This is a genomic window from Brevundimonas aurantiaca, assembly GCF_904830995.1.
Classification (GTDB): Bacteria; Pseudomonadota; Alphaproteobacteria; order Caulobacterales; family Caulobacteraceae; genus Brevundimonas; species Brevundimonas aurantiaca.
This window is the reverse complement of record NZ_CAJGVD010000001.1, coordinates 1,033,502-1,057,344: the sequence shown is the minus strand read 5'-3', so window position 1 is coordinate 1,057,344 and position 23,843 is coordinate 1,033,502. Positions and strand designations below refer to the sequence as shown.

The following is a 23,843-nucleotide window of genomic DNA, read 5'->3' as shown; positions in this document are numbered from 1 at the left end:
TTCGATCATATCATAAATATCGAAATTGAAAAGGAGGCCGTTATGGCCAAGGACTATACGGCGCTGACGCGCGATATCTCGGCCTATATCGGTGAACTGCGCCGGGCGCAGCCGGGGCCGATGCAGGCCTTTTCGGAACTGGCCAAGACGGCGACCGCCGACGGCGCCCTGGACAAGAAGACCAAAGAGCTGATCGCCCTGGCGATCGGCGTGTCCCAGCGGTGCGACGGCTGTATCGGCTTTCATGCCAAGGCGCTGAAGGATTTGGGCGCGACGCGCGACGAGATCGCCGAAGTCATGGCCATGACGGTCTATATGGGCGGCGGCCCGGCCCTGATGTACGCCGCCGACGCCCTGCGCGCCTACGACCAGTTCGCCGAGGCCGACTAACCCTCGATGATCGGCAGACCGGCGGCGTACCAGGCCTGGATCCCACCGGTCAGGTTGAACAGCGGCTGACCCTCCGGCCCGGTCGGGCCGATGAAGGCGCAGACCTGATGGCTGCGACCGCCCTTCAGGCACATGACCACGATCTTGCGGTCGGCCGGAAGGTCCAGCGCCTGCCAGGCTGCGGGCATGGCGCTGAGCGGGGCCAGGATCGCGCCCTCGACGTGGGCGGCGGCGAACTCGTCCGCCTCGCGCACGTCGATCAGCACGGCTTCGCCCGCTTGCAGCCAGGCGGCGGCGGTTTCGACATCGACCGTCGCGACCGTCATGCGGCGGGCGCAGTCGGGGCGGCGGGCGCAGGGGCGGAACTGTCCTCAATCCGCTTTTGGCCCATGTGTTTGGCCGCTTCCTCGGGACTTATCTCGATGAAGGCCGGCGCCGAGGCGTTGAACTCATCCATATGGCCGGTGCGGACCACCACCTGACGCGCGCCGTCCCAGATCATATGCAGGGCGACGTACAGAACCACGACCAGACCGAAATAGCCGATCCAGCGGAAGCGGTGCAGCAGGCGGGCGATATAGGTCGCCGCCACACCCATCAGGGCGATGGACAGGATCAGGCCGAAGACCATGATCCAAGGGTGTTCGTGGGCGGCGCCGGCGACGGCCAGCACATTGTCCAGCGACATGGTGATGTCGGCGATCATGATCTGGAGCAGGGCGGCGCCGAAGGACTTGCGCTTGACGCCCAGCTCTTCGGGCGAGGGGCCGGTGCCGTGCTCGATGCTCAGGGCGAGCTCCAGCTCCTTTTCCGCCTCGGCCTGATCGTGGGTGCGCTGCTCCTGCAGTTCTCGCCACATCTTCCAACAGACCCAAAGCAGCAGAAGACCGCCCGCCAGCAGCAGCCCGACCAGGGCCAGCAGCTGCACGGTGATCAGGGCGAAGCCGATGCGCATGACCACGGCGGCGGCCAGGCCGATCAGAATGGCCTTCTTGCGCTGTTCCTGGGGCAGGGCGGCGGCGGCCAAGCCGACGGCGACGGCGTTGTCGCCGGCCAGGACCAGATCCATCAGCAGAACCTGGCCCAGCGCGGTCGCTTGGCTGGCGAGTTCGGGAGAAGAGAGGATTTCCATGGCGGCTCCTTAACCTCGCCCGCGCCGTCTGTCAGCCGCGTTGCGCGCGCGCAGCCTCATAAAGCGCCACGGCCGCCGCATTGGAGACGTTCAGGCTCTCGAATCCGCCCGGCATGGGGATCTTGGCCAGGACGTCGCAATGTTCGGCCACCAGACGACGGATGCCGTCGCCTTCGGAACCCATGACCAGGACCGTCGGCTGGGCGTCCAGCGCCTCTTCCAGCGTCTGCTCGGCCGAACCGTCCAGGCCGACCGCGCGCCAGCCCAGATCCGCCAGTCTTTCCAGGGCGCGCGACAGATTGGTCACTCGCGCATGGGGCAGGCGTTCGGTGGCGCCGACCGCCGCCTTGGCCAGGGCGCCGGCCAGGGCGGGCGCATGGCGATCCTGAACGACGATTCCTCGCGCCCCAAAAGCCAGGGCCGAGCGGAAGACGGCGCCGACGTTCTGCGGATCGGTCAACTGGTCCAGCATGACGATGACCCCCTGGGCCGGATCGGCCAGATCGTCCAGCGACACCCCTTCCAGCGGCTGGACCTTGAAGGCCAGACCCTGATGGACGGCGCCGGGCGGCAGCATGCGGGTCAGGATCTGACCCTCGACCACTTCGATCTTGTGGCCATGCGCCAATCGGCCCTCCTCGATTTCGGCGGCGCGCTCGGGCGTGGCCAGCAACCGGCCCATGCCGCGCCGCGCCGGATTCGCCAGGGCGGCGAGGACGGGGTGACGGCCCCACAGAAAATTATCGGCGTCCGCCTTGCCGCGATCGGGCGAACGCGGGGTTCGGCTGGCATCCTCTCGGCCGGAAAAGCCTTTTGTGACAGGCTTTTGGCCCCTTTCCCGCGGGCCGGAAGATGGGTTTGCTGGGATTGGCTTTTTACCGCTTCTACGGTCGTTGCGTTCTGATTTCGACGACACTATAAGACGCCCTCCGATTTGGAGCCCCAAGGGCTTTCGGGTCTGGGCGCCCCCTCTATCGCAGAGGAGGCGACATGCCGAAGGCTTTTGTTTCGTCCCGCTTGATTATGGGCGGAACGAGGGGTCCGGCGGTTCGACAAGGCGCGTTGGGGGAATGTCCCGAGCGGCAAAGGGGGGGGACTGTAAATCCCCTGCGTAAGCTTCGAAGGTTCGAGTCCTTCTTCCCCCACCACGCGCCTTCGAACACGACGGATCAGGACGACGGAGAGGAATCGGCTGCGGCGTTCCCCGGAACTTCCGCAGTCTCCGCGCGGGTATAGCACAATGGTAGTGCAGCAGCCTTCCAAGCTGAGGATGTCGGTTCGATCCCGTCTACCCGCTCCAGGTTTTTAGATCAGCATCGCGCCCCTCAACCCGGGCCATCAGGAGTTTGGCCATGGCCAAGGAAAAGTTCGAACGCACGAAGCCGCACTGCAACATCGGCACGATCGGTCACGTTGACCACGGCAAGACGACGCTGACGGCGGCGATCACGATGACGCTGGCGAAGGCCGGCGGCGCCAAGGCGATGAACTACGCCGACATCGACGCTGCGCCGGAAGAGAAGGCGCGCGGCATCACGATCAACACGGCGCACGTGGAATATGAGACGGCGAACCGTCACTATGCGCACGTCGACTGCCCCGGCCACGCCGACTATGTGAAGAACATGATCACCGGCGCGGCGCAGATGGACGGCGCGATCCTGGTGGTTTCGGCCGCTGACGGCCCGATGCCGCAGACGCGCGAGCACATTCTGCTGGCTCGTCAGGTGGGCGTGCCGGCCCTGGTGGTCTTCATGAACAAGGTCGACCTGGTCGACGACGAAGAGCTGCTGGAGCTGGTCGAGATGGAAGTGCGCGAGCTCCTGAGCTCGTACCAGTTCCCGGGCGACGAGATCCCGATCACCAAGGGGTCGGCCAAGGCCGCGACCGACGGCGTGAACCCGGAGATCGGCGAGCAGCGCATCCTGGCCCTGATGGAAACCGTCGACAGCTACATCCCGCAGCCGGAACGTCCGGTGGACCTGCCGTTCCTGATGCCGGTGGAAGACGTCTTCTCGATCTCGGGCCGCGGCACCGTGGTGACCGGTCGCGTCGAGAAGGGCATCATCAAGGTCGGTGAAGAAGTCGAGATCGTCGGCATCCGTCCGGTCCAGAAGACGACCTGCACGGGCGTCGAAATGTTCCGCAAGCTGCTGGATCAGGGCCAGGCGGGCGACAACGTCGGCGTTCTGCTGCGCGGCACCAAGCGTGAAGACGTCGAGCGCGGTCAGGTTCTGTGCAAGCCGGGTTCGATCACCCCGCACACCAAGTTCGTGGCCGAGGCCTACATCCTGACCAAGGAAGAGGGCGGCCGTCACACCCCGTTCTTCACCAACTATCGTCCGCAGTTCTACTTCCGCACGACCGACGTGACCGGCATCGTGAAGCTGAAGGAAGGCGTCGAGATGATCATGCCCGGCGACAACGCCGAGCTGAACGTCGAACTGATCACCCCGATCGCCATGGACCAGGGCCTGCGCTTCGCCATCCGTGAAGGCGGCCGCACCGTCGGCGCCGGCGTCGTGGCCAAGATCGTCGAGTAATCGACGGTCCAAACGACCCGAAGACCTCAGCGGCCCCCGGAGAAATCCGGGGGCCGTTTTGCTTTCGGTCCCGTTGCTCTACGGTGAAGCCTGGGGGAGATCCAATGGCTTACGGAGACGAGGACTATAAGACCGCGCGGCTGAGGTTCGCCCCGCCGCCACAGACGTTTCCGCAGCGTGCGATCGACCTGGGCGATCGGGATCCGTTTGCGCTGAGCAAGAGGGGCGTCTGCTACATCCTGTCTGAGACCCTGGTGGACGTATGCGGACCTGTTCCCGTCTATAGCTCCCGCCTGGTGCAGAAGGTGACCGGCGGCGACGGCCTTCAGACCTGCGCCAGCTTCGAGATTACGTTTGATCCCGCTCACGAACATCTAGTCGTCCATACCGCCAGTGTCTTGCGGGATGGAGTGCGCCGGGAGGCCGCCAGTCCGGCGGCGTTTGAACTGCTGCGGCGGGAGTTGAACCTCGAACGGGCCATGTACGACGGTCGTTTGACGGCGCACATGATCATTCCCGATGTGCGCATCGGCGATGTCGTCGAAACAGCCTTCAGCATCGTCGGGGCCAATCCAGCCCTGGCAGGACGCCTAAGTCAGCACTTCCGCCTACAGTGGTCGTCGCCTGCGATCGAGACGGATTGCCGCCTTCGCGCTCCCGAGGACCGGCGCCTCGCGATGCAGACCCGGGGCGCGGTTCCGCCGGTCGAGGACACGGTCGAGGACGGGGTGCGCCAACTGCGCTGGCGCATGATCGACGCGCCGGTCTACATCTATGACGCGGATACGCCCGCATCCTTTGTCGGCCACGCCGAGGTCCACATCGCCGACAGCATGACCTGGTCGGACGTCTCCGACCTGTTTCGCGAGGCCTATGCGACGGACGTTCTGCCGGCGGGCCTGGAAGACGCGGTCGCCGAAATGGCCGCCGCACCCCACACGGCTGAGGGGCGCGTCGCGGAGGCGCTGAGATATGTCCAGCGCCTGTTGCGGTATCATTCGATCGGCGTGGGCGCGGGCGGTTTTCGTCCACGCACCATCAGGGACATCTGGGACAGCCGGTATGGCGACTGCAAGGACGCGTCTCGTCTTCTCGTCGCCATTCTCACGCGGCTGGGCTTCAAGGCTTGTCCCGCCCTGGTGAATACGCAGTTGCGCGAGGGGCTGGCCGAGGCGCTGCCCCATGCAACGGCCTTCGACCACTGTATCGTGCGGGTGGAGGTCGACGGACAGGCCTGGTGGTTCGACCCGACCTGTTCGCCGCAGTTCGGAAGCCTCTCCCATCTGACGCGCCCGCCCTACAAGGTCGGCCTGCCGCTGGCCGAAGATGCGGAGTTGGAGAAGATTCCGGAAGCGGCACGAAAAATGATCTGCGAGACCACGGAGCACTGGACCTTCGGTCACAAGGCCACTGATCCGGCCGAGCTCAAGCTCAGGACCGTCTATCGAGACTGGCGCGCCGACGACATGCGTCGCTGGCGTGAGAACGAGGGGGCTGACGGCGTCAGCCTGCGGATGCGCGAAGGGCTGGAGTCGGCCTATGGCGAGCTATCGGAGCTGGAGCCGCTGATCTGGAGCGACGATCCCGCAGCCAACCGGCTGGAGGTCCTTGAGCATTATCGGGTTCACAGGCCCTATGCGGTCAATGAAGGGGGCGACAAGGGCGTCCGTTTCGAGTCCCGCGACGACGTGGTCGGAGAGACCTTGAAGACCCAGTACCGTCCCCGCCGCGACCAGCCCATCGATCTGGGATCGCCGCGCATCGTCAGGACGGAACGCCTCTTCGTCTTCCCCATAAAACCACAGATCACGCCGTGGCGGCTGCGTTTCGAGGGGCCAGGCGTGCACGGCGTCAGCGAGTTCAGATGGCTGGATGAATACAAGGGGCGACATCTGATCGAAGTCGATGTCGAACGCCGCATTGTTCCGGTCGAGGCGGTTCAGGACTACTTCGCCTTCTTGCAGAAAATGCGGGCGTCCAACGGCGTCAGCTTCGACCTCGCCACCAACAGGTCCGGAAAGCTGAAGAGCCCGTCGACCGGCGCGACGGGCTGGAAAAGCTGGTTGTTGGTGCTTGGGCTGGTTTTCGCCTTCGGCGCCCTGCGCTTGCTGCTGCAGGCCGCCTGATCCGCGGCGTGCTGTCGGGCTTCAGCCCGCTGGCGCCCTGAACCTCATCGCTTCGCAGCCTCGATCATGCGGGCGATTTCGGCCGGGTCGATGCTGGCGGCGGCCTTGCCGTTGACGAAGAAGGTCGGGGTGCCTTGAAGCTTCAGGGCGGCGGCCGTGGTGTGGATGTCGGCGATGTGGCGGGTGGTGTCAGGCGCCGCCAGGGCCGCCCTGGCGCGGGCCAGATCGACGCCGTGTTCGACCAGGATGCGGTCGATGGCCTCTGGCGTCAGGGCCCGCTCGGTCATCAGGGCGTCATAGACCTCGAGATACTTGCCCTGCTGATGGGCGGCCAGGGCGGCGCGGGCGGCGTATTGCGAGGTTATGTCCTCTCCCCGGTCCAGGATCGGCCAATCCTTGAAGACGAACCGGACGTCCGGATGCGCGGCCATCAGGGCGCGGTACTGGGGCGCCACCGCCTTGCAGCCGGGGCAGCGGAAGTCGAAGAATTCGATCACCGTGACCTTGGCGTCGGCCGGACCGAAGGCGGGGTCGCGGCGGTCGGGGGCCAGAAGCGCGGCGTTGGCGGCGGCGGCCTGGTTGGTTTCATCGACCCGGGCCTGCCCCTCCTTGGCCTGCAAGGCGAGGCTGGCTTCCTGCAGGACTTCGGGATGTTCCAGGAGATAGGCGCGGACATCGCTGGACCCGCCGCCGAGATAGGGCGCGGCGGCCAGGCCCAGGGCGACCACCGACACCCCCAGGGCGACATAGCCGGCGACGGCCCCGTTCATCCGGCGGGCCGGGGCGGGCGGAGCGGCGGGTGTCTCGGGCGCGGGGGCGTCGTGGGTCATGAAGTCTCGCAACAGGCGGGGAGGGGGATCAGTTCAGGGTGGCGGGACGACGGCCGGCTTCGCGGCGATCGAGGTCCAAAAGATCATCGGGCGTCGCGCCGGACGCCAGGACGATATCCACCGCCCGGCGCCATTCAATGGAGTTGGGGTCCAGCATGCTGCGGGCCCGCAGGGCGAACTGGGTGGCCTGCTGTTCCTGGCCGGCGGCGAAATAGTATTCGGCGGTCGCCAGCCGGGCCTCGCCCTCCTTGCCCTGGGCGGCGTAGGCCTGTCCCAGCAAACGCCAGGCCATGGTGTTCTCGCGCTCGGCGACCGTGGCGTGTTTGAGCTGGTCGATGGCCTCGTCGAGGTTCTTGGGGTCCTCTGTGCCGATCAGGGCGTGGGCCAGGTTGATCCGCAGCAGGGGGGCGTCAGGCTTCAGCCGCACCGCCTCGCGGTGGGCGGTTACGGCCTCGGTCGGGCGGCCCTCTTCGAAATAGATCTGGCCCTTCAGTTCCGCGAAATAGGGGTTCTGAGGGTCTTCGGCGATCAGGGCGTCCACAGCCGTCAGCGCCTTGTCGGTCTGGCCGTCCCGATACCAGGCGATGGCGCGGGCGTAGCGGCCGGGCAGGCTGACATCGGAAGACGGATAGGCCCGCAGGGTGGTGTTGGGCGGGTCCATGAAGGCGTGGATCTTGGCCAGGATCAGGGCGTGCTGGGCCATCCGCTCGGGACTGTCGCGATGGTCGTAATGGGGCTGGTCCTGCACGAAACGCCGGAGGGATTCGATCCGCTGCGACGACAGGGGGTGGCTGCGGAAATAGGGATAGCGGCGGGCGTCGGAGAAGACCTCCTGGGCGCGGAAATTCTCGAAGAAGGACACCAGGCCCGCGCCGGATTCACCGGCCGCCTCCAGGGCGCGTGCGCCGGTCAGATCGGCCTCGCCCTCCTGGCTCTGCATATATTGCAGGGCACCGATCGTGCCGAAATACTGGCTGGAGCCCAAGAGGGCGACGCCCGCATCCGGCGCGCCGGCGGCGATGGCCAGGGCGCCCAGGGCCATGGTCATGAACATCGGCTGTTTGGCCGCGTTTTGGGCCCCGTCGCGCTGGGTGTGGCGGTTCTTGATATGGCCCGCCTCGTGCGCCATCACGCCCAACAGCTCATTGGGGTTCTTGGTCCGCAGGATCAGGCCGGTGTTCACGCCCATGATCCGCCCGCGCGTGGCGAAGGCGTTCAGCTCATTGTCATTGACCAGAAGAACCTCGACGTCGGACGGGTTCAGACCCATGGAGACGAAGACCGGATCGACCCATTCGCGGATGATCCCCTCGATCTCGGTGTCGCGGATCAGGCTCTGGGCCGAGGCCTGACCGGCGGCGACGAGGGCTGCAAAGCCCACCGCCGCCGCGGTCAGAAGGCGGGATGCGGATCGGGGAAGCCACGTCATGGCGTACTCCAAAAACGACCGGCCCCCGCCTGCATCCTGACAGCTTAATCGTGACCGATCAGCGGCGCCACCACCCGCGCTTGGGCTTTTCAGGCGGGGCGACGATTTGATTGGGGTCTTCGGCGATGATGGCTTCGATATCGACCTCGGGCTTGGGCGCCTCGAAGGTTTCCAACTCCGCCGTCGCGGCCGTCAGCACCGGCTGGTCGGCCTCGACCGCCGTCGGCGTCGCTTCCGGCTGGACCGGTTCAGGCTCAGGCGTGACGGCGGCGGCTGGCGTTTCGCTTTCGACTTCGACCTCGACCTCCGCCTCGGCCGGCGTCGCGACGGCTGGGGCGGCGGCGGTCTTGCGGCGCACGCGACGGCGCTGCGGCTCGGGCTGTACGGCGGATTGCGGTTCGGCTTGCGCCTCCGGCTGAGCCTCGGCGGCGACGGTCTCGGTCAGGACCGCCGCCTCCGGGGTCTCGTCGGCGGTTTCGGCGACGGCGGCGTCCGCCTTGAGGTCCTGGGCGTCGCCGCCTCGGCCCCGACCGCGTCTGCGACGGCGCCGCGACCGTCCGCCCTCTTCGCCGCCGCTTGCCGCAGCGACGACGTTCAGACCTTCAACCTCGGCCTCGGCCGCCGCGGGGCGATCGCCGCGCTCAGCACGGTCGGAGCGGGGCTCTGGCCGTCCCGGATTCAGCGGATCGAACCAGACATAGGGATTGTCCAGCGACGGCGTGCGGCCGCGCACCCAGCTGTAGACGTCGCGCTCGCCGCCCTCGCGCCCCCGGCGCCCGCCGCGGCGGCCACGGCGACGGCGGCGACCGTTCTCATCGTCCTCATCGTCCGAGGCGTCGGCGACATCCATCGTATCGGCGGTGTCCGTTTCCCCGCCCTCCTCGTCGCGACGCCCGCCGCGACGACGGCGACGGTTCCGTCCGCGACCGCCCCCGTCGTGACGTTCGGCCCGCTCGCGCGGCTCGTCATCGTCGCTGTCCTCGCGGTCCAGGGCGTCCAGATCGTCGTCCTCGTCGTCGGTGATGATCTCTTCGTCGTCCTCCTCATCCTCGTCTTCATAGAGGGAGGCGTCGAAATCGTCGTCGAGGTTGGGCATCTCGATCTCGGGCGCGACGAAGTCCTCGTTGGTCTCGGTACGCTCGATATTGTGTTCGCCCTGGCCCAGGCTGTCGTCGATCTGGACGATGACGTTCAGACCGCGACGCTCCAGCAGCGACTGCAGATAGGCGCGCTTGTGGTTCAGGATGTAAAGGCCGACGGCGGTGCAGACCTTCAGCACCACGACGCCCGCGCCGTTCTTGCCGGCCTCGATATCGACAGCGCGCAGGGTCATCAAGGCGGCGGATTCGGCTGAGCGGATGCGGCCGGTGCCCTGGCAGTGCGGGCACGCCTCGGTTGCGCCCTCGATCACGCCCAGGCGACGACGCTGGCGGCTGATCTCCATCAGGCCGAAGGGCGAGATGCGGCCCATCTGGATACGGGCGCGGTCGGTCGACAGGGCCTCCTTCAACACACGCTCGACCGCGCGGTTGTTCTTGCCTTCATCCATGTCGATGAAGTCGATGACGACCAGGCCGGCGAGGTCGCGCAGGCGCAGCTGGCGGGCGGCTTCTTCCGCCGCTTCCAGATTGGTCTTGAACGCCGTCTGTTCGACGTTGCGTTCCTTGGTGGCGCGGCCCGAGTTGACGTCGATAGCCACCAGGGCTTCGGTCTGGTTGATGACCAGATAGCCGCCCGACTTCAGCGGCACGACCGGCTGGTGGATTTGGGTCAGCAGTTCTTCGATGCCGTTGGCCGCGAACAGGGGGCGCGAGCCGCGGTACAGGTGAACCTTCTTGGCCTGAGCGGGCATCAGCACGCGCATGAAGTCGCGCGCTTCCTTGAAGCCCTCGACGCCCTCGACCTGAATGCCGTCGAAGTCCTTGTCGAACATGTCGCGCACGGCGCGCCGGACGAGGTTCTCTTCTTCGTAGATCAGAGAGGGGGCGTGGGAGGCGAGGGTTGTCTCGCGGATCGTCTCCCACAGACGCAGCAGATATTGATAGTCGCGCTTGATCTCGGCCTTGGTGCGCTTGGCGCCGGCGGTGCGGATGATCAGGCCCATGCCCTTGGGCACGTCGAGGGCCGCGACGGCGCTCTTCAGCCGGCGACGGTCCGAGGTGTTGGTGATCTTGCGGCTGATGCCGCCGCCCTTGCCGGTGTTGGGCATCAGGACGCAGTAGCGGCCGGCCAGCGACAGCCAGGTGGTCAGGGCTGCGCCCTTGGCGCCGCGCTCGTCCTTGACGACCTGCACCAGCAGGATCTGGCGACGCTTGATGACGTCCTGGATCTTGTAGCGGCGCATCAGCCGGCGCTTCAGCCGCTCTTCGTCGGCCAGGGCGGCCTCCGGATCGACGTCGTCGCCGGTGGATTCCCGATCCAGATCGTCCTCGTCCTCGTCGTCATGCGCCTCGGCCATGATGGCTTCGCGGTCGGCGACGGGGATCTGGTAGTAGTCCGGGTGGATTTCGTTGAAGGCCAGAAAGCCGTGACGGTTGCCGCCGTATTCGACAAAGGCGGCCTGTAGGCTGGGCTCTACGCGAGTGACCTTGGCAAGATAGATGTTGCCGCGAAGCTGGCGCTTCGCGCGGGATTCGAAATCGAATTCCTCAATCTGGCGTCCGTCTACGATCGCGACCCGGGTTTCTTCCGGGTGGGCCGCGTCGATCAGCATGGTCTTTGACATGGAAAGTCTCTCTCTGGCGCGCACAAGCCGACCGTCCCGGAACACCGGGCAGGGTCATGGCGGCTCGCCGAATGGGGGTAGGGGCCGGCGCGTGCGACTTCCCTTCGCCGAGGAGGGCGAAAGAGGCTTGGTCAAGCCGTAGGGGAAGGCAGGCGGAAAGGCCCATGGAGGTCGTCGGTCCTGAACCGGGCGCGCCAAACCTGGGGGGAAGGCCGCGACCCTGGTCCGCTCTTCGAACCATCGGCGACGCCGGGGCGGTTCTCGGATTGGTGAAAGTCAGCGCCGCGAGGAGGGCGCGCCCCCATTCGCAAGGGCGAAAGGGCGCGATCGTTTCGCGGACGGACCACAGCATAGTCACGCTGCATGCGAATTAAAAGGTGTTCGGCCTTAACCCCCTGAATACGAGCCTCTGGCATGATGGATCCGAAGTCGCAGTAGGAGTGGTTTGCAGGCGTCATGGGTGGTCGCGCTGTCACAGGGATGAGCCGTTGGGGCGCGAAGGAATGGGCGATGACCGCCCTGGCCTTCGTGGTCATCTGCGCCTGCGTCCTGTTTGCGACGCGCGGTTTCGCCTGGGGCGCCCAGGGCGACGTGCTGGCCGTGCGGTTCGGCGCCGACCGGGATCGGACCCGTGTAGTCATTGATCTGGACAAGTCCACACAGGGGCGCGTGATCAATGCGGGAGACGGCGGACGGATCACCCTGGCTCTGGCCGGAGTGGCGCCGGGACGCGGCCTGAACGGCGGCGGATCGGGCCTTGTCCGCGCCTATCAGGTGACGGCGGTCGGCGGCGCCTCTCGCGTTGAGTTGGAGCTGGCGCGCGACAGCCAGATCGAGCGACGCTTTCTTCTGCCGCCTGGCGACGGGGTGGCCCACTATCGCTATGTGGTCGATCTAAAGGCGAACGGAGGCGCCGTCGGCCCCGCTGCGCCGCGTGTCTCGCCGACCCCGGCTCCCCGACGTGCCGAAAAACCGCTGGTCGTCATCGACGCGGGCCACGGCGGCCGCGATCCGGGGGCAAGCGGCGCGAAGGTGAGTGAGAGTGAGGTGACTCTTGCCGCGGCCCTGACCCTGAAGGCCGAGTTGGAGCGCACGGGCCGGTATCGCGTTCTGCTGACACGCGAAACCAACACCTATGTCGATCTGTATCGCCGTGTCGCCATTGCGCGTCGGGCCGACGCGGATCTGTTCATCTCGCTGCACGCGGATGCTGGGACGGACCCGGCCGTGCGGGGCGCCAGCGTTTACACCCTGTCCGAACAGGGCGCAGGACGGGCGGTGCGCGAGTTCACGCGGAGCGACAACTGGCATCGCGAACTGCATCTGCCCGGCCGCGATCCTTCGGTGGACCGCATCCTGCTGGACATGACCCAGCGTGCGACCCAGAACCGGTCGGCCCAGTTCGCCCGTGTGCTGCTGACGCATTTGGAGGCCTCGGACCATCCGCTGCTGCGCCGCAGCCATCGCGATGCGGGCCTGGCCGTGCTTCTGGCGCCGGATGTGCCGGCGGTTCTGCTGGAGATGGGCTTCATCACCAATCCCGAGGACGAACGGCTGTTGACCGACGAACGGGCGCGTCGCCGCCTGATGAGGTCGGTCGCCGACGGCATCGACCGCTATTTCCGCGAGCCCGCCGCGGCCCTGGTGACCGCCTCCACCGACGGACCCGCCGGTCAGCCCTGACCGGTCGGCAACCAAGCCGGCGCTTGGCGGTTGTCGGATCATGAAGAGAGCAATCGTCACGGGAGGCGCCGGCCTGATCGGCGCCGGCATATGTCAGGCTCTGGCCAGCGAAGGCTGGCAGGTCGTCTCATTCGACAAGAAGGCCGCCGCGCCGGGCACGCGGCAGATCCTGTGCGACGTCGGCGACGAAGCCTCGGTCGCCGCCGCCTTCGAGGATCTGGGGTGGTCCGAGCTCGATCTTCTGGTCAACAACGCCGGCATCGCTGATCCCGCGAATGGTCCGTTGGCCGAATTGTCGCTGGAGGCATGGCGCCTCACCCTCGACAGTCACCTGACCGGCGCCTTTCTGATGAGCCGTGCAGTCATTCCCCGCCTGAAGGAAGGGGCGAGCGTGGTCAACATGGCTTCGACCCGCGCCTTCATGTCCGAGCCGGAGACGGAAGCCTACGCCGCGGCCAAGGGGGCCCTTGTCGCCCTGACCCACGCCATGGCGATCAGCCTGGGGCCAAAGGTGCGGGTCAATGCGATCGCGCCGGGGTGGGTCGCTGATCCTGACGATGTGACCGCTGCCGACCATGAGCAGCATCCGGTCGGTCGGGTGGGGCGGGCGAAGGACGTCGCCCAGGCCGTGCTCTATCTGGCGGCGGCCGAGTTCGTCACAGGACAGGTGCTGACCCTGGACGGCGGGATGACGCGAAAGATGATCTACGCCGACTAGGGGCGAGCTGTCCTAGGCCAGGCCCGCCTTCTTCAGCGTCTTCCAGGCCTTGATCACCCGCTGTAGCTTGGCCTCGGCGCCGCGGTCCCCGCCGTTGGTGTCGGGATGAAAGCGCTTCAGCATCTCGTGGTAGCGGGCCTTGACCGCCGCCTTGTCCGCGCCGGGCTCCAGGTCCAGATCGGCCAAGGCGCCGCGCTCCAGCTTGCCGACGCGCCGATCCTCGGTCGGCGACTGGGGCGCCTGATCGCCGCGACGGCCGAAAAGGCCGAAACTGTCGCGCCATGAGCCGGCGCCTGTGGTGTTCGACGTACCCATCTTCGCCGAGAAGGCGGCGGCTTCGCGCGTGAATCGACCCGCCTTCATCTCCCAGGTCGGGCGTCCGCCCGTCATGGCCTCGTTTTCCTGAGCCGCGCGAATCTCGCCTTCGGTCATGCCGGCGTAGAAGTTCCAGCCCTTGTTGTACTCACCCGCATGGGCCTGGCAGAACTCATAAAAGTCGTTCAGTCGTTCGCGCGACTTGGGCGCCTTGGCGGTTGCGGCGCGGCGGCAGTCCGGCCACTGGCACGGCTTTTCGCCGGGCTTGAGATGCAAAACATCCGCCTGGGCCGCTTCCTCCTCGGCCTTTGGCGGCTTCACGCGAATGTCGGTGAATCGCGGCTTGTATTGAAAGGAGGCGGACATCACACGAAGTGTAGTTCGGATTTGGACCTCTTCAAGGAAACGATCATGTCAGACGGGCCCGTGGCGACGATTATCCGTGAAAAACTGACCGCTGCGTTGTCGCCGCAACGTCTTGAGATCGAGGACGACAGCTGGCGGCACGCCGGCCACCATCACGAGGGCGGCATGGACGCCCAGCCGGGTGGGGAGAGTCATTTCAACCTTGTGATCGTGTCGTCCGCCTTCGAGGGCGTTTCGCGAGTGCTGCGCCAGCGCCGGATCAACGACCTGCTGCGCGCCGAACTGGCCGGGCCTGTACACGCCCTGTCCATAAAGGCCCTGACGCCGGCGGAGGCCGTTCACAGCGTCTGATTGCGGCGGAGACCAGCGTTCACTCCGTCTTAGAACCTTCGTACTAGCGTCGCGCCTTACAAAGAACGTGGGGGCGGGTTCATATGGTTGAATCGGACGGTGTTGCTAAGACATTTCCCGGTGATCGGCGCGCGGGCGACCCGGCCCAGGCCCTGACGGCCATCCTGCAAACCCAGTATCTGCGCTATGTCATCATCGCCTCCTGGGCCCTGGCGCTGTTGGGCACCGCCCCTTGGTGGCAAGCTCTGATCTGGTTCGTGATGACCCTGGGGGCCGGCACGATCCGGGGCGTGGTTGAGCACAAGCTGCGTGATCGGGTGGAGGCAGGCTGGGGCATGGTCTTCCCAGCGGTCGCGACCGTCACCACCGCCGCCTGGGCCGTCGCCCCCCTGATGGCCTGGTACTCCGGCGCGGTTTTCGGCCAGGCTTTGGCGGTCGGCTTCATCATTTGCGGCTATGTGCTGGTCTTCGCCCAGCTTCGTAATTCGCCGCTGCACGCGATCATCGTCTCGTCGCCCTATGGGGCGGCGGCGGCGATCATGTTGCTGAGCTGCTGGGGCGAGCCTCAGTTCTGGTCGATGATTGCGGTGCTGCCGTGCGTGGTCGCCGTGCTGTTCGTGCTGGTGACCATGACCATGTTGCGCGAGAGCCGGATCGAGGCCTTCCAAGCCCACCAGGCCCATCTCATCGAAGAGCTGGAGGCCGCCCGCGACAAGGCGGATGCGGCGAACCAGGCCAAGTCCAACTTCCTCGGCGTCATTTCGCACGAGCTGCGAACGCCGATGAACGGCGTCCTCGGCGCGGCGCAGCTGCTCAGCGCAACTCGACTGGAGGCCGCCCAGCGCGAATATCTGTCGATCATCCGCAACTCCGGCGACAACCTTCTGTCGCTGCTGAACGACATTCTCGACATGACCAAGATCGAGGCCGGCAAGATGACCTTCGAGGTCGTCGATGTTGTGGTGGAGGACCTTCACCGTCGGATCACCGGACCCTTCGAGGCCCAGGCCGAGGCCAAGGGTCTGACGTTCGCGTCTGAACTGGAAGGCGAGATTCCGGCGGTCGTGCGCGGCGATCCGCTGCGCGTCTGTCAGGTCGTGCAGAACCTGTTGTCCAACGCCGTGAAATTCACCGACGGCGGCGAAATTCTCTATCGCGTCCGCGGCACGCGCATCTCCGATCGGCGCGTCGGCTTTGAATTCTCGGTGACGGACAGCGGATCGGGCATATCCGAAGCGGATCTGGCCCGGCTGTTCCAGCCCTTCACCCAGGTGGACGCCTCATCCACGCGGCGCTTCGGCGGAACGGGCCTGGGTCTGACCATCGCACGCCGCATGGCCAACATCATGGGCGGCGACATCACGGTGGACTCCGAGGTGGGGCGCGGATCGTGCTTCACCCTGACCGTAGAGGCCGAGGTCGTGGAATGGGTTCGCCCTGTCGCGACCGGCGCCGTAGAGGCCGAGGTCGAGGAAGGGGTTGCGCTGAGGGTGCTGGTGGTCGAGGACCACCCCGTCAACCGCATGATCCTGGAAGCCTGGATGAGCACGGCCTCCCACGCCGCCGTCACGGCGGAGAATGGACAGTTGGCCGTAGAGGCAGCGTCCGAACAGCCGTTCGATCTGATCATCATGGACGTCAACATGCCGGTCATGGATGGGCTGACGGCGACTCGGCGCATTCGGGACGGAGACGGGCCGAACGCCGACACGCCGATCGTCGTGCTGTCGGCCTCAGCCCGCAGCGAGGATCACGAAGCCGGGCTGGAGGCCGGCGCGGACGCCTATCTGACCAAGCCGATCGACTTCGCCGCCCTGGCGGAGATGATGGGCCGTGCCGCCGGCGGGCGCGCAGCCCTGAGCGCCGCCGAGGATTCGCCGAGCCAGTCGGCCGCAGCCTGACGCGACTGATTTAAGGGGGCGCGCAAGGCGCGGCGGCGGGAAACCTCCGTCGCCTTCTTCGTTCTTGGCTGACGGCGCCGCTCGCCGCGGGCAGACTGGATCATCATGCGCGCCTTCGCCGAACTTCTGGATCGCCTGTCTTTGACGGCGTCGCGCAACGCCAAACTGGTGCTGGTCCGGGACTATCTGAAGGCGACCCCCGATCCGGATCGGGGCTGGGCCTTGGCGGCCCTGACGGGGGATCTGACCTTCGACGCCGCCAAGCCGGCCATGATCCGAAAGGCGGTCGAAGGGCGGGTCGATGCGACCCTGTTCGGCTGGTCCTACGACTATGTCGGCGACCTGGCCGAGACCGTCGCCCTGATCTGGCCCGGTCAATCGGATCATCGCCCCAACCGCGAACCCGAACTGGGCGAGGTGGTGGACGCGCTGCGCGCTGCGGGCCGCACCGAGGTTCGAGCCTTGCTGGAAACCTGGTTGGACGCTCTGGAGCCGAAGGGGCGATGGGCCTTGCTGAAGCTGATGACGGGCGGACTGCGGGTCGGTCTGTCGGCGCGCCTGGCCAAGACGGCGGCGGCCATGATGCGCCCCGCCGAAGCGGTTGCACCTCCTAAGGCGGAAGGCGGGGAGGCGCGTGCGGTCCTGGAGCCGGTGGATGTATCGGCGGTGGAGGAGGTTTGGCATGCTGTGGACCCGCCTTACGCCGATCTGTTCGCCTGGCTGGAAGGTCGCGCCGAACGGCCGAGCCCCGATGCGCCCGGACGGTTCAGGCCGGTCATGCTGGCCGTGGCCGTCGATGAGACGGCCGATCTGCCGCGGCTCGATCCAGCCGACTACGCCGCCGAATGGAAGTGGGACGGCATCCGCGTTCAGGCGGTGGTCGAGGGCGGTGTGCGCAAACTGTGGTCGCGCACCGGCGACGAGATTTCAGCCGCTTTTCCTGACGTGATGGAGACCCTAGCCTTCGCGGGCGCCTTGGACGGCGAACTGGTGGTCTGGCGGGACGGGGCCGTGGCGCCCTTCGGCGATCTGCAGCAAAGGCTGAACCGCAAGACGGTCGACGCCAAGGCCATGGCCGCCTTTCCCGCCGCCGTCATCGCCTATGATCTGCTGGCCGATGAGACCGGCGATTTACGGGCGCTGCCCCTCAGAGACCGCCGCGCCCGGCTGGAGGCGCTGGTCGGCGCCCATCCCGAGGCGCGCCTGCATCTCTCGCCTCTGGTCGATTACGCAGACTGGACGGAGTTGGCGCGGCTGCGGGCCGATCCGCCGGTCGGGGCGGCGGCCGAGGGCTTGATGCTGAAGCGGTGGGACAGTCCCTATGTGGCCGGCCGACCAAAGGGGCCGTGGTTCAAGTGGAAACGTGATCCCCACGTCATCGACGCCGTTCTGATGTACGCCCAGCGCGGTCACGGCAAACGGTCGAGCTTCTACTCAGACTACACCTTCGGCGTCTGGACCGAGGCCGGTGCGCTGACCCCCGTCGGCAAGGCCTATTTCGGCTTTACCGACGAAGAGCTGAAGCAGTTGGACAAGTTCGTGCGGGACCATACCGTCGAGCGGTTCGGACCGGTGCGGTCGGTTCGGGCAGAACGGGATTTCGGCCTGGTGCTGGAGATCGCATTCGAGGGCCTTCAACGATCGTCGCGGCACAAGTCCGGCGTCGCCATGCGCTTTCCCCGCATCAGCCGAATCCGCTGGGACAAGCCGGCGCGCGAAGCCGACACCCTGGACGGGGTGATGGATCTTCTGGACGCCCTGGAAAGCGGCGGCGGACGGGTGGCTCGGAGTTGACGACCCGCGCCGGTTGCGGCGTCAGTCCGGGCGCACGACCATGCAGGTGACGCGACGTTCCGACAGAGCCTCGCACGCCGCCTTGGCGGCGTCCTCGGTCAGTCCGGTGAAGCGCGACCGGTACCATTCGCCCGCCGTCTGAACATTGCGTTCGGCGTTGGCGAATTGGGTGCGGAAGCGGCGATTGACCTCCGTCAGCCAGTCGGAAGCGACCTTTTCATCCTTGAAGGCGCCGACCTGAACAGCCCACCGGCCTGAGGCGCGTGATGGGGCGGCCCTTGCGGCTTCGCGGGCGGGCGGCGGCGTGGTTCGGCGCGCAGGCGCCGCACCGCCGGATCCACCGTTCAGAGAGGCGGTGAGGTTGGCGGGCGCCCGACCGGCTGTGTCGGCGGCGGCGCGTCGTTCCGAAGGGGCGGGCGTGACGCGTGTCGGCAAAGCCGCCGGGGCCGGGGCCGCCGTATAGGCGACGGCCGAGGTTTCGCCGCCGATAGCGTCTTCGTCATCCGACAAGGCGGCGTAGGCCACCGGGGCGCTGGGCGACAGGGCTTCGGAGCCGACGCCGAAGCCGCGTTGTTCGAAGAAGGACTGGGCGATCTGGATCGACTCGCCCTGCGCCCGCCGCCGTTCGACCTCGAAGCCGGTGTCCATCAGTTCGGCGACATGGGCGTTGCGGCTGGCGCTGGAGCGACCGCCCAGCACGACGGTGATCAGCCGACGTCCATCGCGCACCGCAGAGGCGGCGAGATTGTAGCCCGAGGCGTTGGTATAGCCGGTCTTCATCCCGTCATAGCCGTTTCCAGTGGGCAGGAGACCGTTGGTGTTGCGATAGCTGCGGCCGTTGTAGGCCCAGTCATGCAGGCCGAAATAGCTGTAGTACTGGGGAAAGTCTCGCATGATGGCGCGGGCCAGGATGGCCTGGTCGCGGGCTGAGGTCACCTGGCGCGCATCGGGCAGGCCGTTGGCGGTGAAATAGCGCGTCTGGGTCATGCCCAACTGTTGGGCCTTCTGCGTCATCAGGCTGGTGAACCGGCTTTCGGAACCGCCCACATGTTCGGCGATGGCGACGGCCATGTCGTTGGCCGACCGCACGGCGGTGGCGCGCATGGCGTCGTCCAGGGTGATGGTCTGGCCCGCCGCCAGGCCGAGTTTCGACGGCGGCTGGGAGGCGGCGTGGGGCGAAACCGTCAGGACGTCGTCAGCCTTGACCCGGCCCTGAGACAGGGCCTCGAAGGTCAAATAGAGCGTCATCATCTTGGTCAGGGAGGCCGGATAACGACGGGCGTCGGCATGGCGCGAAAACAGAACCTCGCCCGAGGCGGCGTCTATGACGATGGCGGCGTAGCGGCTGTTTTCCTGGCTTTGAGCCTGGGCTTCGATCGGCCGGACGTTCGCGCTGAACACCAGCGACAGGGCGAGAACGGCGAAGAGACCACGGCGGAACAGTGACAGCATGGGCGGATACGACCCTCGGTGAGCAGGGTGCGACAGGCCCCCCGGCCGACGCGATTGGAGGTCTAGCATAGGAGAGGCGGGTTTCAGGGTGGTTAACCGATCATCAACGCGAATTTGAAGAGCGAGTCACGAAATGGTGCAATGCACAATGATCCTTGATTTTTGTTCGCTTGTGCAGCATAAAGGGGATGACCCTGGGTCAACTAGATTGCGCCGTCCCCCTAACCAATCGGAAACATGACCATGGCCGACACCGCCGAAACCATTAAGAAGACCGCCGATTCCGCCGCCAAGGCCCAAAACCAGGCTCAGGCCCATGCCGCCGAATTCCAGGCCGCCGGCGCCAAGGCGCTGCGTGAAGGCATCGACAAATCCGTCGCCTCGCTGACCGAACTGAACGCCCACGGTAAGAAGAACCTGGACGCCGTGGTCGAGTCGGCCACCGTCGCCCAGAAGGGCGCCGAAGCCCTGTCGCAACAGGCCCTGGGCTTCGCCAAGACGAGCTGGGAAGACGGCGTCGCCGCCGCCAAGGAACTGTCGACCGCCCGCTCGGTCCAGGAGTTCTTCGAACTTCAGACGACCTGGGCCAAGAAGTCCATGGAACGCTATATGTCCGAACTGGCCAAGACCAACGAGATCGTCACCACGACGGTCAAGGACAGCCTGAAGCCCATCAATGAGCGCGTCACCGCCTCGGTCGAGACCTTCCAGGCCGCCCGCTAAGTCTGGCGATCGAAGCATTCGAAGGCCCCGAGGTTCGCCTCGGGGCCTTTTCTTTGTCTTCAGGGCAGGGGCGTGTGGTCGTAGCTGAAGACGCGCGCCAGCTTCCAGGTCTCGCCCTCGCGCTTCCACATCTGGGTGAAGCGGGCGCGGCCGACGCGGGTTTCGGGGCCGTCCCCGCGCCTCTCATAAAAGACGTGTTCGCCGGTTTCGACGGCGCCGTAGTTTTCGATCGGATAGACCGCCACCGCGTCCGCAAGCGCTTCGCGTCGAGACCGCCAGGCGTCCGGCGCAAGGCGGTCCTGACACCGATCGGCGTACTGGGCCACGAAACCGTCCGCATCCGTCGCCACCCGACCGCCCCTGTCGTCGAAGAATTCGAAATCGTCCGTAACGAGCGTCCGCAGGGTCGCAGGGTCGCACGCTTCGAAGAAGACGGAAAAGAGCCGGGCGTCCGCCGCCATGACCGACTCGCGCTGGGTCTGGCCCGGCGAGGGGGCGGCGAGCAGCGCCAATGCGGCCAATGGCGCGGCGGCGAGGGCGACGGACATGGGGGCGACCTTTGATTGGGGATGTCCCAACCTGTGGCGAAAGGGTTGCGGGATCACGTGAATCTTTCGTCAGCCTCCGCTCACGAAAGCCGTGACTGGACGCCGCTTCAAATCAGTCCATCATTCCCTATCTGATAGACAAGACGACTCCCCGATACGGAACACGAATGCCCATACAAAGGCCCGGTGAAACAGGCGGCGGACAAGGAACCGCCGTCGTCACCGAAACAAAGCCCAAGCTTCAGAAGCCCTCGCTTTACCGAGTGCTCATACTGAACGACGATTATTCGCCGATGGAATTCGTCGTCTATGTGCTGGAGCGGTTCTTCCAGAAGAGCCGAGAAGAAGCCACCCGCATCATGCTGCATGTGCATCAGCATGGCGTGGGGGTCTGCGGCGTCTACACCTATGAAGTCGCCGAGACCAAGGTCGCGCAGGTCATCGAAACCGCGCGCCGCCACCAGCACCCTCTGCAATGCACGATGGAAAAGGACTGAGAGGAGCCTCCCTATGCCTTCATTTTCCCGTCCTCTCGAAGAAACCCTGCACCGCGCCGTCGGCTACGCCAATGCGCGTCGGCACGAGTACGCCACGCTCGAACACCTGTTGCTGGCCCTGATCGACGACCCGGACGCCGCCAATGTCATGCGGGCGTGCAATGTCGATCTGTCGGCCTTGAAGGCGGCGCTGAACCTCTATGTCGACAATGATCTAGCCGCCCTCGCGACGGCGGACGGCGAGGACGCCAAGCCGACGGCGGGCTTCCAGCGCGTGATCCAGCGCGCGGTCATCCACGTCCAGTCCTCGGGTCGCGAAGAGGTGTCCGGCGCAAACGTGCTGGTCGCCATCTTCTCGGAGCGCGAGAGCCACGCCGCCTACTTCCTGCAAGAGCAGGACATGACCCGCTATGACGCGGTCAACTTCATCGCCCACGGCATCGCCAAGAAGGCCGGCGCCGGCGAGACCCGTCCGGCCAAGGGCGCCTCGCCTGAGGAGGCCGAAGACCAGTCGGCGGTCAAACAGGGCGGCGAGGCGCTGGAAGCCTATTGCGTCGACCTCAATGAGAAGTCGCGCCAGGGCAAGGTCGATCCCCTGATCGGCCGTCAGGCCGAGGTCGAACGCTCGATCCAGATCCTGTGCCGCCGGACCAAGAACAATCCGCTGCTGGTCGGCGATCCCGGGGTCGGCAAGACCGCCATCGCCGAAGGTCTGGCCCGCAAGATCGTCAACGGCGAGGTGCCCGACGTCCTGAAGGACGCCACCATCTATTCGCTGGACATGGGCGCGCTGCTGGCCGGCACCCGCTACCGCGGCGACTTCGAAGAGCGGCTGAAACAGGTGGTCAAGGAGCTGGAGAACCACGACAACGCCGTGCTCTTCATCGACGAGATCCACACGGTGATCGGCGCCGGCGCGACCTCGGGCGGGGCCATGGATGCGTCGAACCTGCTGAAGCCGGCCCTCGCTTCGGGTTCGCTGCGCTGCATGGGATCGACGACCTATAAGGAGTATCGCCAACACTTCGAGAAGGACCGCGCCCTGGTGCGCCGCTTCCAGAAGATCGACGTCAACGAGCCGACGGTCGAGGATACGGTGAAGATCCTGAAAGGTCTGAAAACCTATTACGAACAGCACCATAAGGTTCGTTACACTGACAGCGCCGTGCGGACGGCGGTCGAGCTGTCGGCGCGCTACATGACCGACCGGAAACTGCCGGACAAGGCGATCGACGTGATCGACGAGGCCGGGGCGTCGCAGATGCTGCTGACCGAATCCAAGCGCAAGAAGGTCATCGGCCAGAAGGAGGTCGAGGCCGTCATCGCCAAGATGGCGCGCATCCCGGCCAAGTCGGTGTCCAAGTCGGACACCGAGAGCCTGCGCGAGCTGGAGGTCGATCTGAAGCGGGTGGTCTTCGGTCAGGAACAGGCGATCGAACAGGTGTCGGCGGCGATGAAGCTGGCGCGGGCGGGTCTGCGTGATCCGAACAAGCCGATCGGCAGCTTCCTGTTCAGCGGTCCGACCGGCGTCGGCAAGACCGAGGTGGCGCGTCAGCTGGCCTCCACCCTCGGCATCGAGATGCAGCGCTTCGACATGTCCGAGTACATGGAGCGGCACACCGTCAGCCGCCTGATCGGGGCGCCTCCCGGCTATGTCGGCCATGACCAGGGCGGTCTGCTGACCGACGCCGTCGATCAGCATCCCCATTCGGTGGTGCTGCTGGACGAGATCGAGAAGGCGCACCCGGACGTCTACAACATCCTGCTGCAGGTGATGGACAACGGCTTGTTGACCGACGCGGTCGGCAAGAAGGTGGACTTCAGGAACGTCATCCTGATCATGACCACCAACGCCGGCGCCGCCGACAATGCCCGCGCCTCCATCGGCTTCGGCCGCGGCAAGGTCGAGGGCGAGGACGAAAAGGCCATCCAGCGTCTGTTCGCGCCGGAGTTCAGGAACCGCCTGGACGCCATTGTGGCCTTCAAGCCGCTGCAGGCCGACACGATCCGCTCGGTGGTGACCAAGTTCATCCTTCAGCTGGAAGCCCAGCTGGCGGACCGCAACATCACCATCGAACTGACCGACGAGGCGGCCGACTGGCTGGCCAAGAACGGCTTCGACGAACTGTACGGCGCGCGTCCGCTGGCGCGGGTCATCCAGGATTCGATCAAGAAGCCGCTGGCCGACGACATCCTGTTCGGGCGTCTGACGCGCGGCGGACACGTCAAGGTCCAGCTGAAGGACGGCAAGATCGACTTCGACATCAAGAGCGCCGGCGGCGTTCCGGCGAAGTCGGAGGAAGAAGAGACGGCCTGATCA

General features: G+C 66.2%; 20 protein-coding genes and 2 tRNA genes. 13 read left to right on the top strand and 9 right to left on the bottom strand.

Annotated features, from left to right (window positions below):
• Nucleotides 1–42: 42 nt before the first annotated feature.
• The gene (locus JMT67_RS05250; protein WP_054766191.1) at nt 43–390 is read left to right on the top strand and encodes a carboxymuconolactone decarboxylase family protein; all 348 of its coding nucleotides are present in this window, start codon (nt 43–45) and stop codon (nt 388–390) included.
• On the opposite strand, the gene JMT67_RS05245 is transcribed toward JMT67_RS05250, so the two are convergent.
• From JMT67_RS05245 to rlmB, 3 genes are read right to left on the bottom strand one after another with little or no spacing between them, the layout of a single operon-like run.
• On the bottom strand, nt 387–716 hold the full coding sequence (locus JMT67_RS05245; RefSeq protein WP_183214796.1) for a rhodanese-like domain-containing protein: 330 nt from the start codon (nt 714–716) through the stop codon (nt 387–389). The genes JMT67_RS05250 and JMT67_RS05245 overlap by 4 nt on opposite strands.
• Nucleotides 713–1,522, bottom strand: a complete 810-nt coding sequence (locus tag JMT67_RS05240; RefSeq protein ID WP_183214795.1) for a TerC family protein — start codon at nt 1,520–1,522, stop codon at nt 713–715. Before JMT67_RS05240 ends, JMT67_RS05245 begins: the two co-directional genes overlap by 4 nt.
• A 31-nt stretch (nt 1,523–1,553) precedes the next feature.
• Nucleotides 1,554–2,438 carry a 23S rRNA (guanosine(2251)-2'-O)-methyltransferase RlmB gene (gene rlmB, locus JMT67_RS05235; RefSeq protein WP_183214794.1) on the bottom strand — a complete coding sequence of 295 codons (885 nt, stop codon included), beginning with the start codon at nt 2,436–2,438 and terminating at the stop codon, nt 1,554–1,556.
• Nucleotides 2,439–2,586: 148 nt separating this feature from the next.
• Between rlmB and JMT67_RS05230 the strand changes: the two genes are divergently transcribed.
• The 4 genes from JMT67_RS05230 (at nt 2,587) to JMT67_RS05215 (ending at nt 6,191) form a co-directional block, all read left to right on the top strand.
• Nucleotides 2,587–2,670: transfer RNA gene (locus tag JMT67_RS05230), tRNA-Tyr, on the top strand.
• A gap of 78 nt (nt 2,671–2,748) precedes the next feature.
• A tRNA-Gly gene (locus JMT67_RS05225) sits at nt 2,749–2,822 on the top strand.
• 52 nt (nt 2,823–2,874) lie between these two features.
• A complete protein-coding gene (gene tuf, locus JMT67_RS05220) occupies nt 2,875–4,065 on the top strand; it encodes an elongation factor Tu (RefSeq protein ID WP_183217189.1) in 1,191 nt (396 codons plus the stop codon).
• Between the two features lie 104 nt (nt 4,066–4,169).
• Nucleotides 4,170–6,191 carry a DUF3857 domain-containing transglutaminase family protein gene (locus JMT67_RS05215; protein WP_201462872.1) on the top strand — a complete coding sequence of 674 codons (2,022 nt, stop codon included), beginning with the start codon at nt 4,170–4,172 and terminating at the stop codon, nt 6,189–6,191.
• Nucleotides 6,192–6,235: 44 nt separating this feature from the next.
• Here JMT67_RS05215 and JMT67_RS05210 read toward each other — a convergent pair whose 3' ends face one another.
• Genes JMT67_RS05210 through JMT67_RS05200 form a run of 3 tightly spaced genes read right to left on the bottom strand, consistent with a single transcriptional unit; the run spans nt 6,236 to nt 11,175 of the window.
• Nucleotides 6,236–7,021: a DsbA family protein gene (locus JMT67_RS05210; protein WP_201462871.1), complete on the bottom strand. Its 786-nt coding sequence runs from the start codon at nt 7,019–7,021 to the stop codon at nt 6,236–6,238.
• Nucleotides 7,022–7,049: 28 nt separating this feature from the next.
• Entirely contained in the window at nt 7,050–8,450 is a 1,401-nt protein-coding gene (locus tag JMT67_RS05205) for a M48 family metalloprotease (RefSeq protein WP_152950658.1), read from the bottom strand.
• Nucleotides 8,451–8,508: 58 nt separating this feature from the next.
• Entirely contained in the window at nt 8,509–11,175 is a 2,667-nt protein-coding gene (locus tag JMT67_RS05200) for an Rne/Rng family ribonuclease (protein WP_201462870.1), read from the bottom strand.
• Between the two features lie 510 nt (nt 11,176–11,685).
• Between JMT67_RS05200 and JMT67_RS05195 the strand changes: the two genes are divergently transcribed.
• Together JMT67_RS05195 and JMT67_RS05190 are read left to right on the top strand one after the other, a co-directional pair.
• On the top strand, nt 11,686–12,858 hold the full coding sequence (locus tag JMT67_RS05195; protein ID WP_183214788.1) for an N-acetylmuramoyl-L-alanine amidase family protein: 1,173 nt from the start codon (nt 11,686–11,688) through the stop codon (nt 12,856–12,858).
• Nucleotides 12,859–12,898: 40 nt separating this feature from the next.
• Nucleotides 12,899–13,576, top strand: coding sequence for an SDR family oxidoreductase (locus JMT67_RS05190; protein ID WP_191554256.1), 678 nt, complete (start codon nt 12,899–12,901; stop codon nt 13,574–13,576).
• Nucleotides 13,577–13,588: 12 nt separating this feature from the next.
• Here JMT67_RS05190 and JMT67_RS05185 read toward each other — a convergent pair whose 3' ends face one another.
• Nucleotides 13,589–14,257 carry a J domain-containing protein gene (locus JMT67_RS05185; protein ID WP_054766181.1) on the bottom strand — a complete coding sequence of 223 codons (669 nt, stop codon included), beginning with the start codon at nt 14,255–14,257 and terminating at the stop codon, nt 13,589–13,591.
• Between the two features lie 45 nt (nt 14,258–14,302).
• On the opposite strand from JMT67_RS05185, the gene JMT67_RS05180 reads away from it, so the two are divergent.
• The 3 genes from JMT67_RS05180 (at nt 14,303) to JMT67_RS05170 (ending at nt 18,303) form a co-directional block, all read left to right on the top strand.
• Nucleotides 14,303–14,608 carry a BolA family protein gene (locus tag JMT67_RS05180; RefSeq protein ID WP_054766996.1) on the top strand — a complete coding sequence of 102 codons (306 nt, stop codon included), beginning with the start codon at nt 14,303–14,305 and terminating at the stop codon, nt 14,606–14,608.
• A gap of 83 nt (nt 14,609–14,691) precedes the next feature.
• A complete protein-coding gene (locus tag JMT67_RS05175; protein WP_183214786.1) occupies nt 14,692–16,509 on the top strand; it encodes an ATP-binding protein in 1,818 nt (605 codons plus the stop codon).
• 105 nt (nt 16,510–16,614) lie between these two features.
• A complete protein-coding gene (locus tag JMT67_RS05170; protein ID WP_054766179.1) occupies nt 16,615–18,303 on the top strand; it encodes a cisplatin damage response ATP-dependent DNA ligase in 1,689 nt (562 codons plus the stop codon).
• A gap of 21 nt (nt 18,304–18,324) precedes the next feature.
• Here JMT67_RS05170 and JMT67_RS05165 read toward each other — a convergent pair whose 3' ends face one another.
• The gene (locus tag JMT67_RS05165) at nt 18,325–19,755 is read right to left on the bottom strand and encodes a D-alanyl-D-alanine carboxypeptidase (protein ID WP_152950654.1); all 1,431 of its coding nucleotides are present in this window, start codon (nt 19,753–19,755) and stop codon (nt 18,325–18,327) included.
• 243 nt (nt 19,756–19,998) lie between these two features.
• On the opposite strand from JMT67_RS05165, the gene JMT67_RS05160 reads away from it, so the two are divergent.
• On the top strand, nt 19,999–20,478 hold the full coding sequence (locus JMT67_RS05160) for a phasin family protein (RefSeq protein WP_054766995.1): 480 nt from the start codon (nt 19,999–20,001) through the stop codon (nt 20,476–20,478).
• A 59-nt stretch (nt 20,479–20,537) separates the two neighbouring features.
• On the opposite strand, the gene JMT67_RS05155 is transcribed toward JMT67_RS05160, so the two are convergent.
• Nucleotides 20,538–21,026: a nuclear transport factor 2 family protein gene (locus JMT67_RS05155; RefSeq protein ID WP_233455804.1), complete on the bottom strand. Its 489-nt coding sequence runs from the start codon at nt 21,024–21,026 to the stop codon at nt 20,538–20,540.
• Nucleotides 21,027–21,193: 167 nt separating this feature from the next.
• Between JMT67_RS05155 and clpS the strand changes: the two genes are divergently transcribed.
• Complete coding sequence (gene clpS, locus JMT67_RS05150) at nt 21,194–21,523, top strand: ATP-dependent Clp protease adapter ClpS (protein ID WP_054766176.1); 330 nt, start codon at nt 21,194–21,196, stop codon at nt 21,521–21,523.
• A 13-nt stretch (nt 21,524–21,536) separates the two neighbouring features.
• On the top strand, nt 21,537–23,840 hold the full coding sequence (clpA, locus tag JMT67_RS05145) for an ATP-dependent Clp protease ATP-binding subunit ClpA (protein WP_152950651.1): 2,304 nt from the start codon (nt 21,537–21,539) through the stop codon (nt 23,838–23,840).
• Nucleotides 23,841–23,843 lie beyond the last annotated feature (3 nt).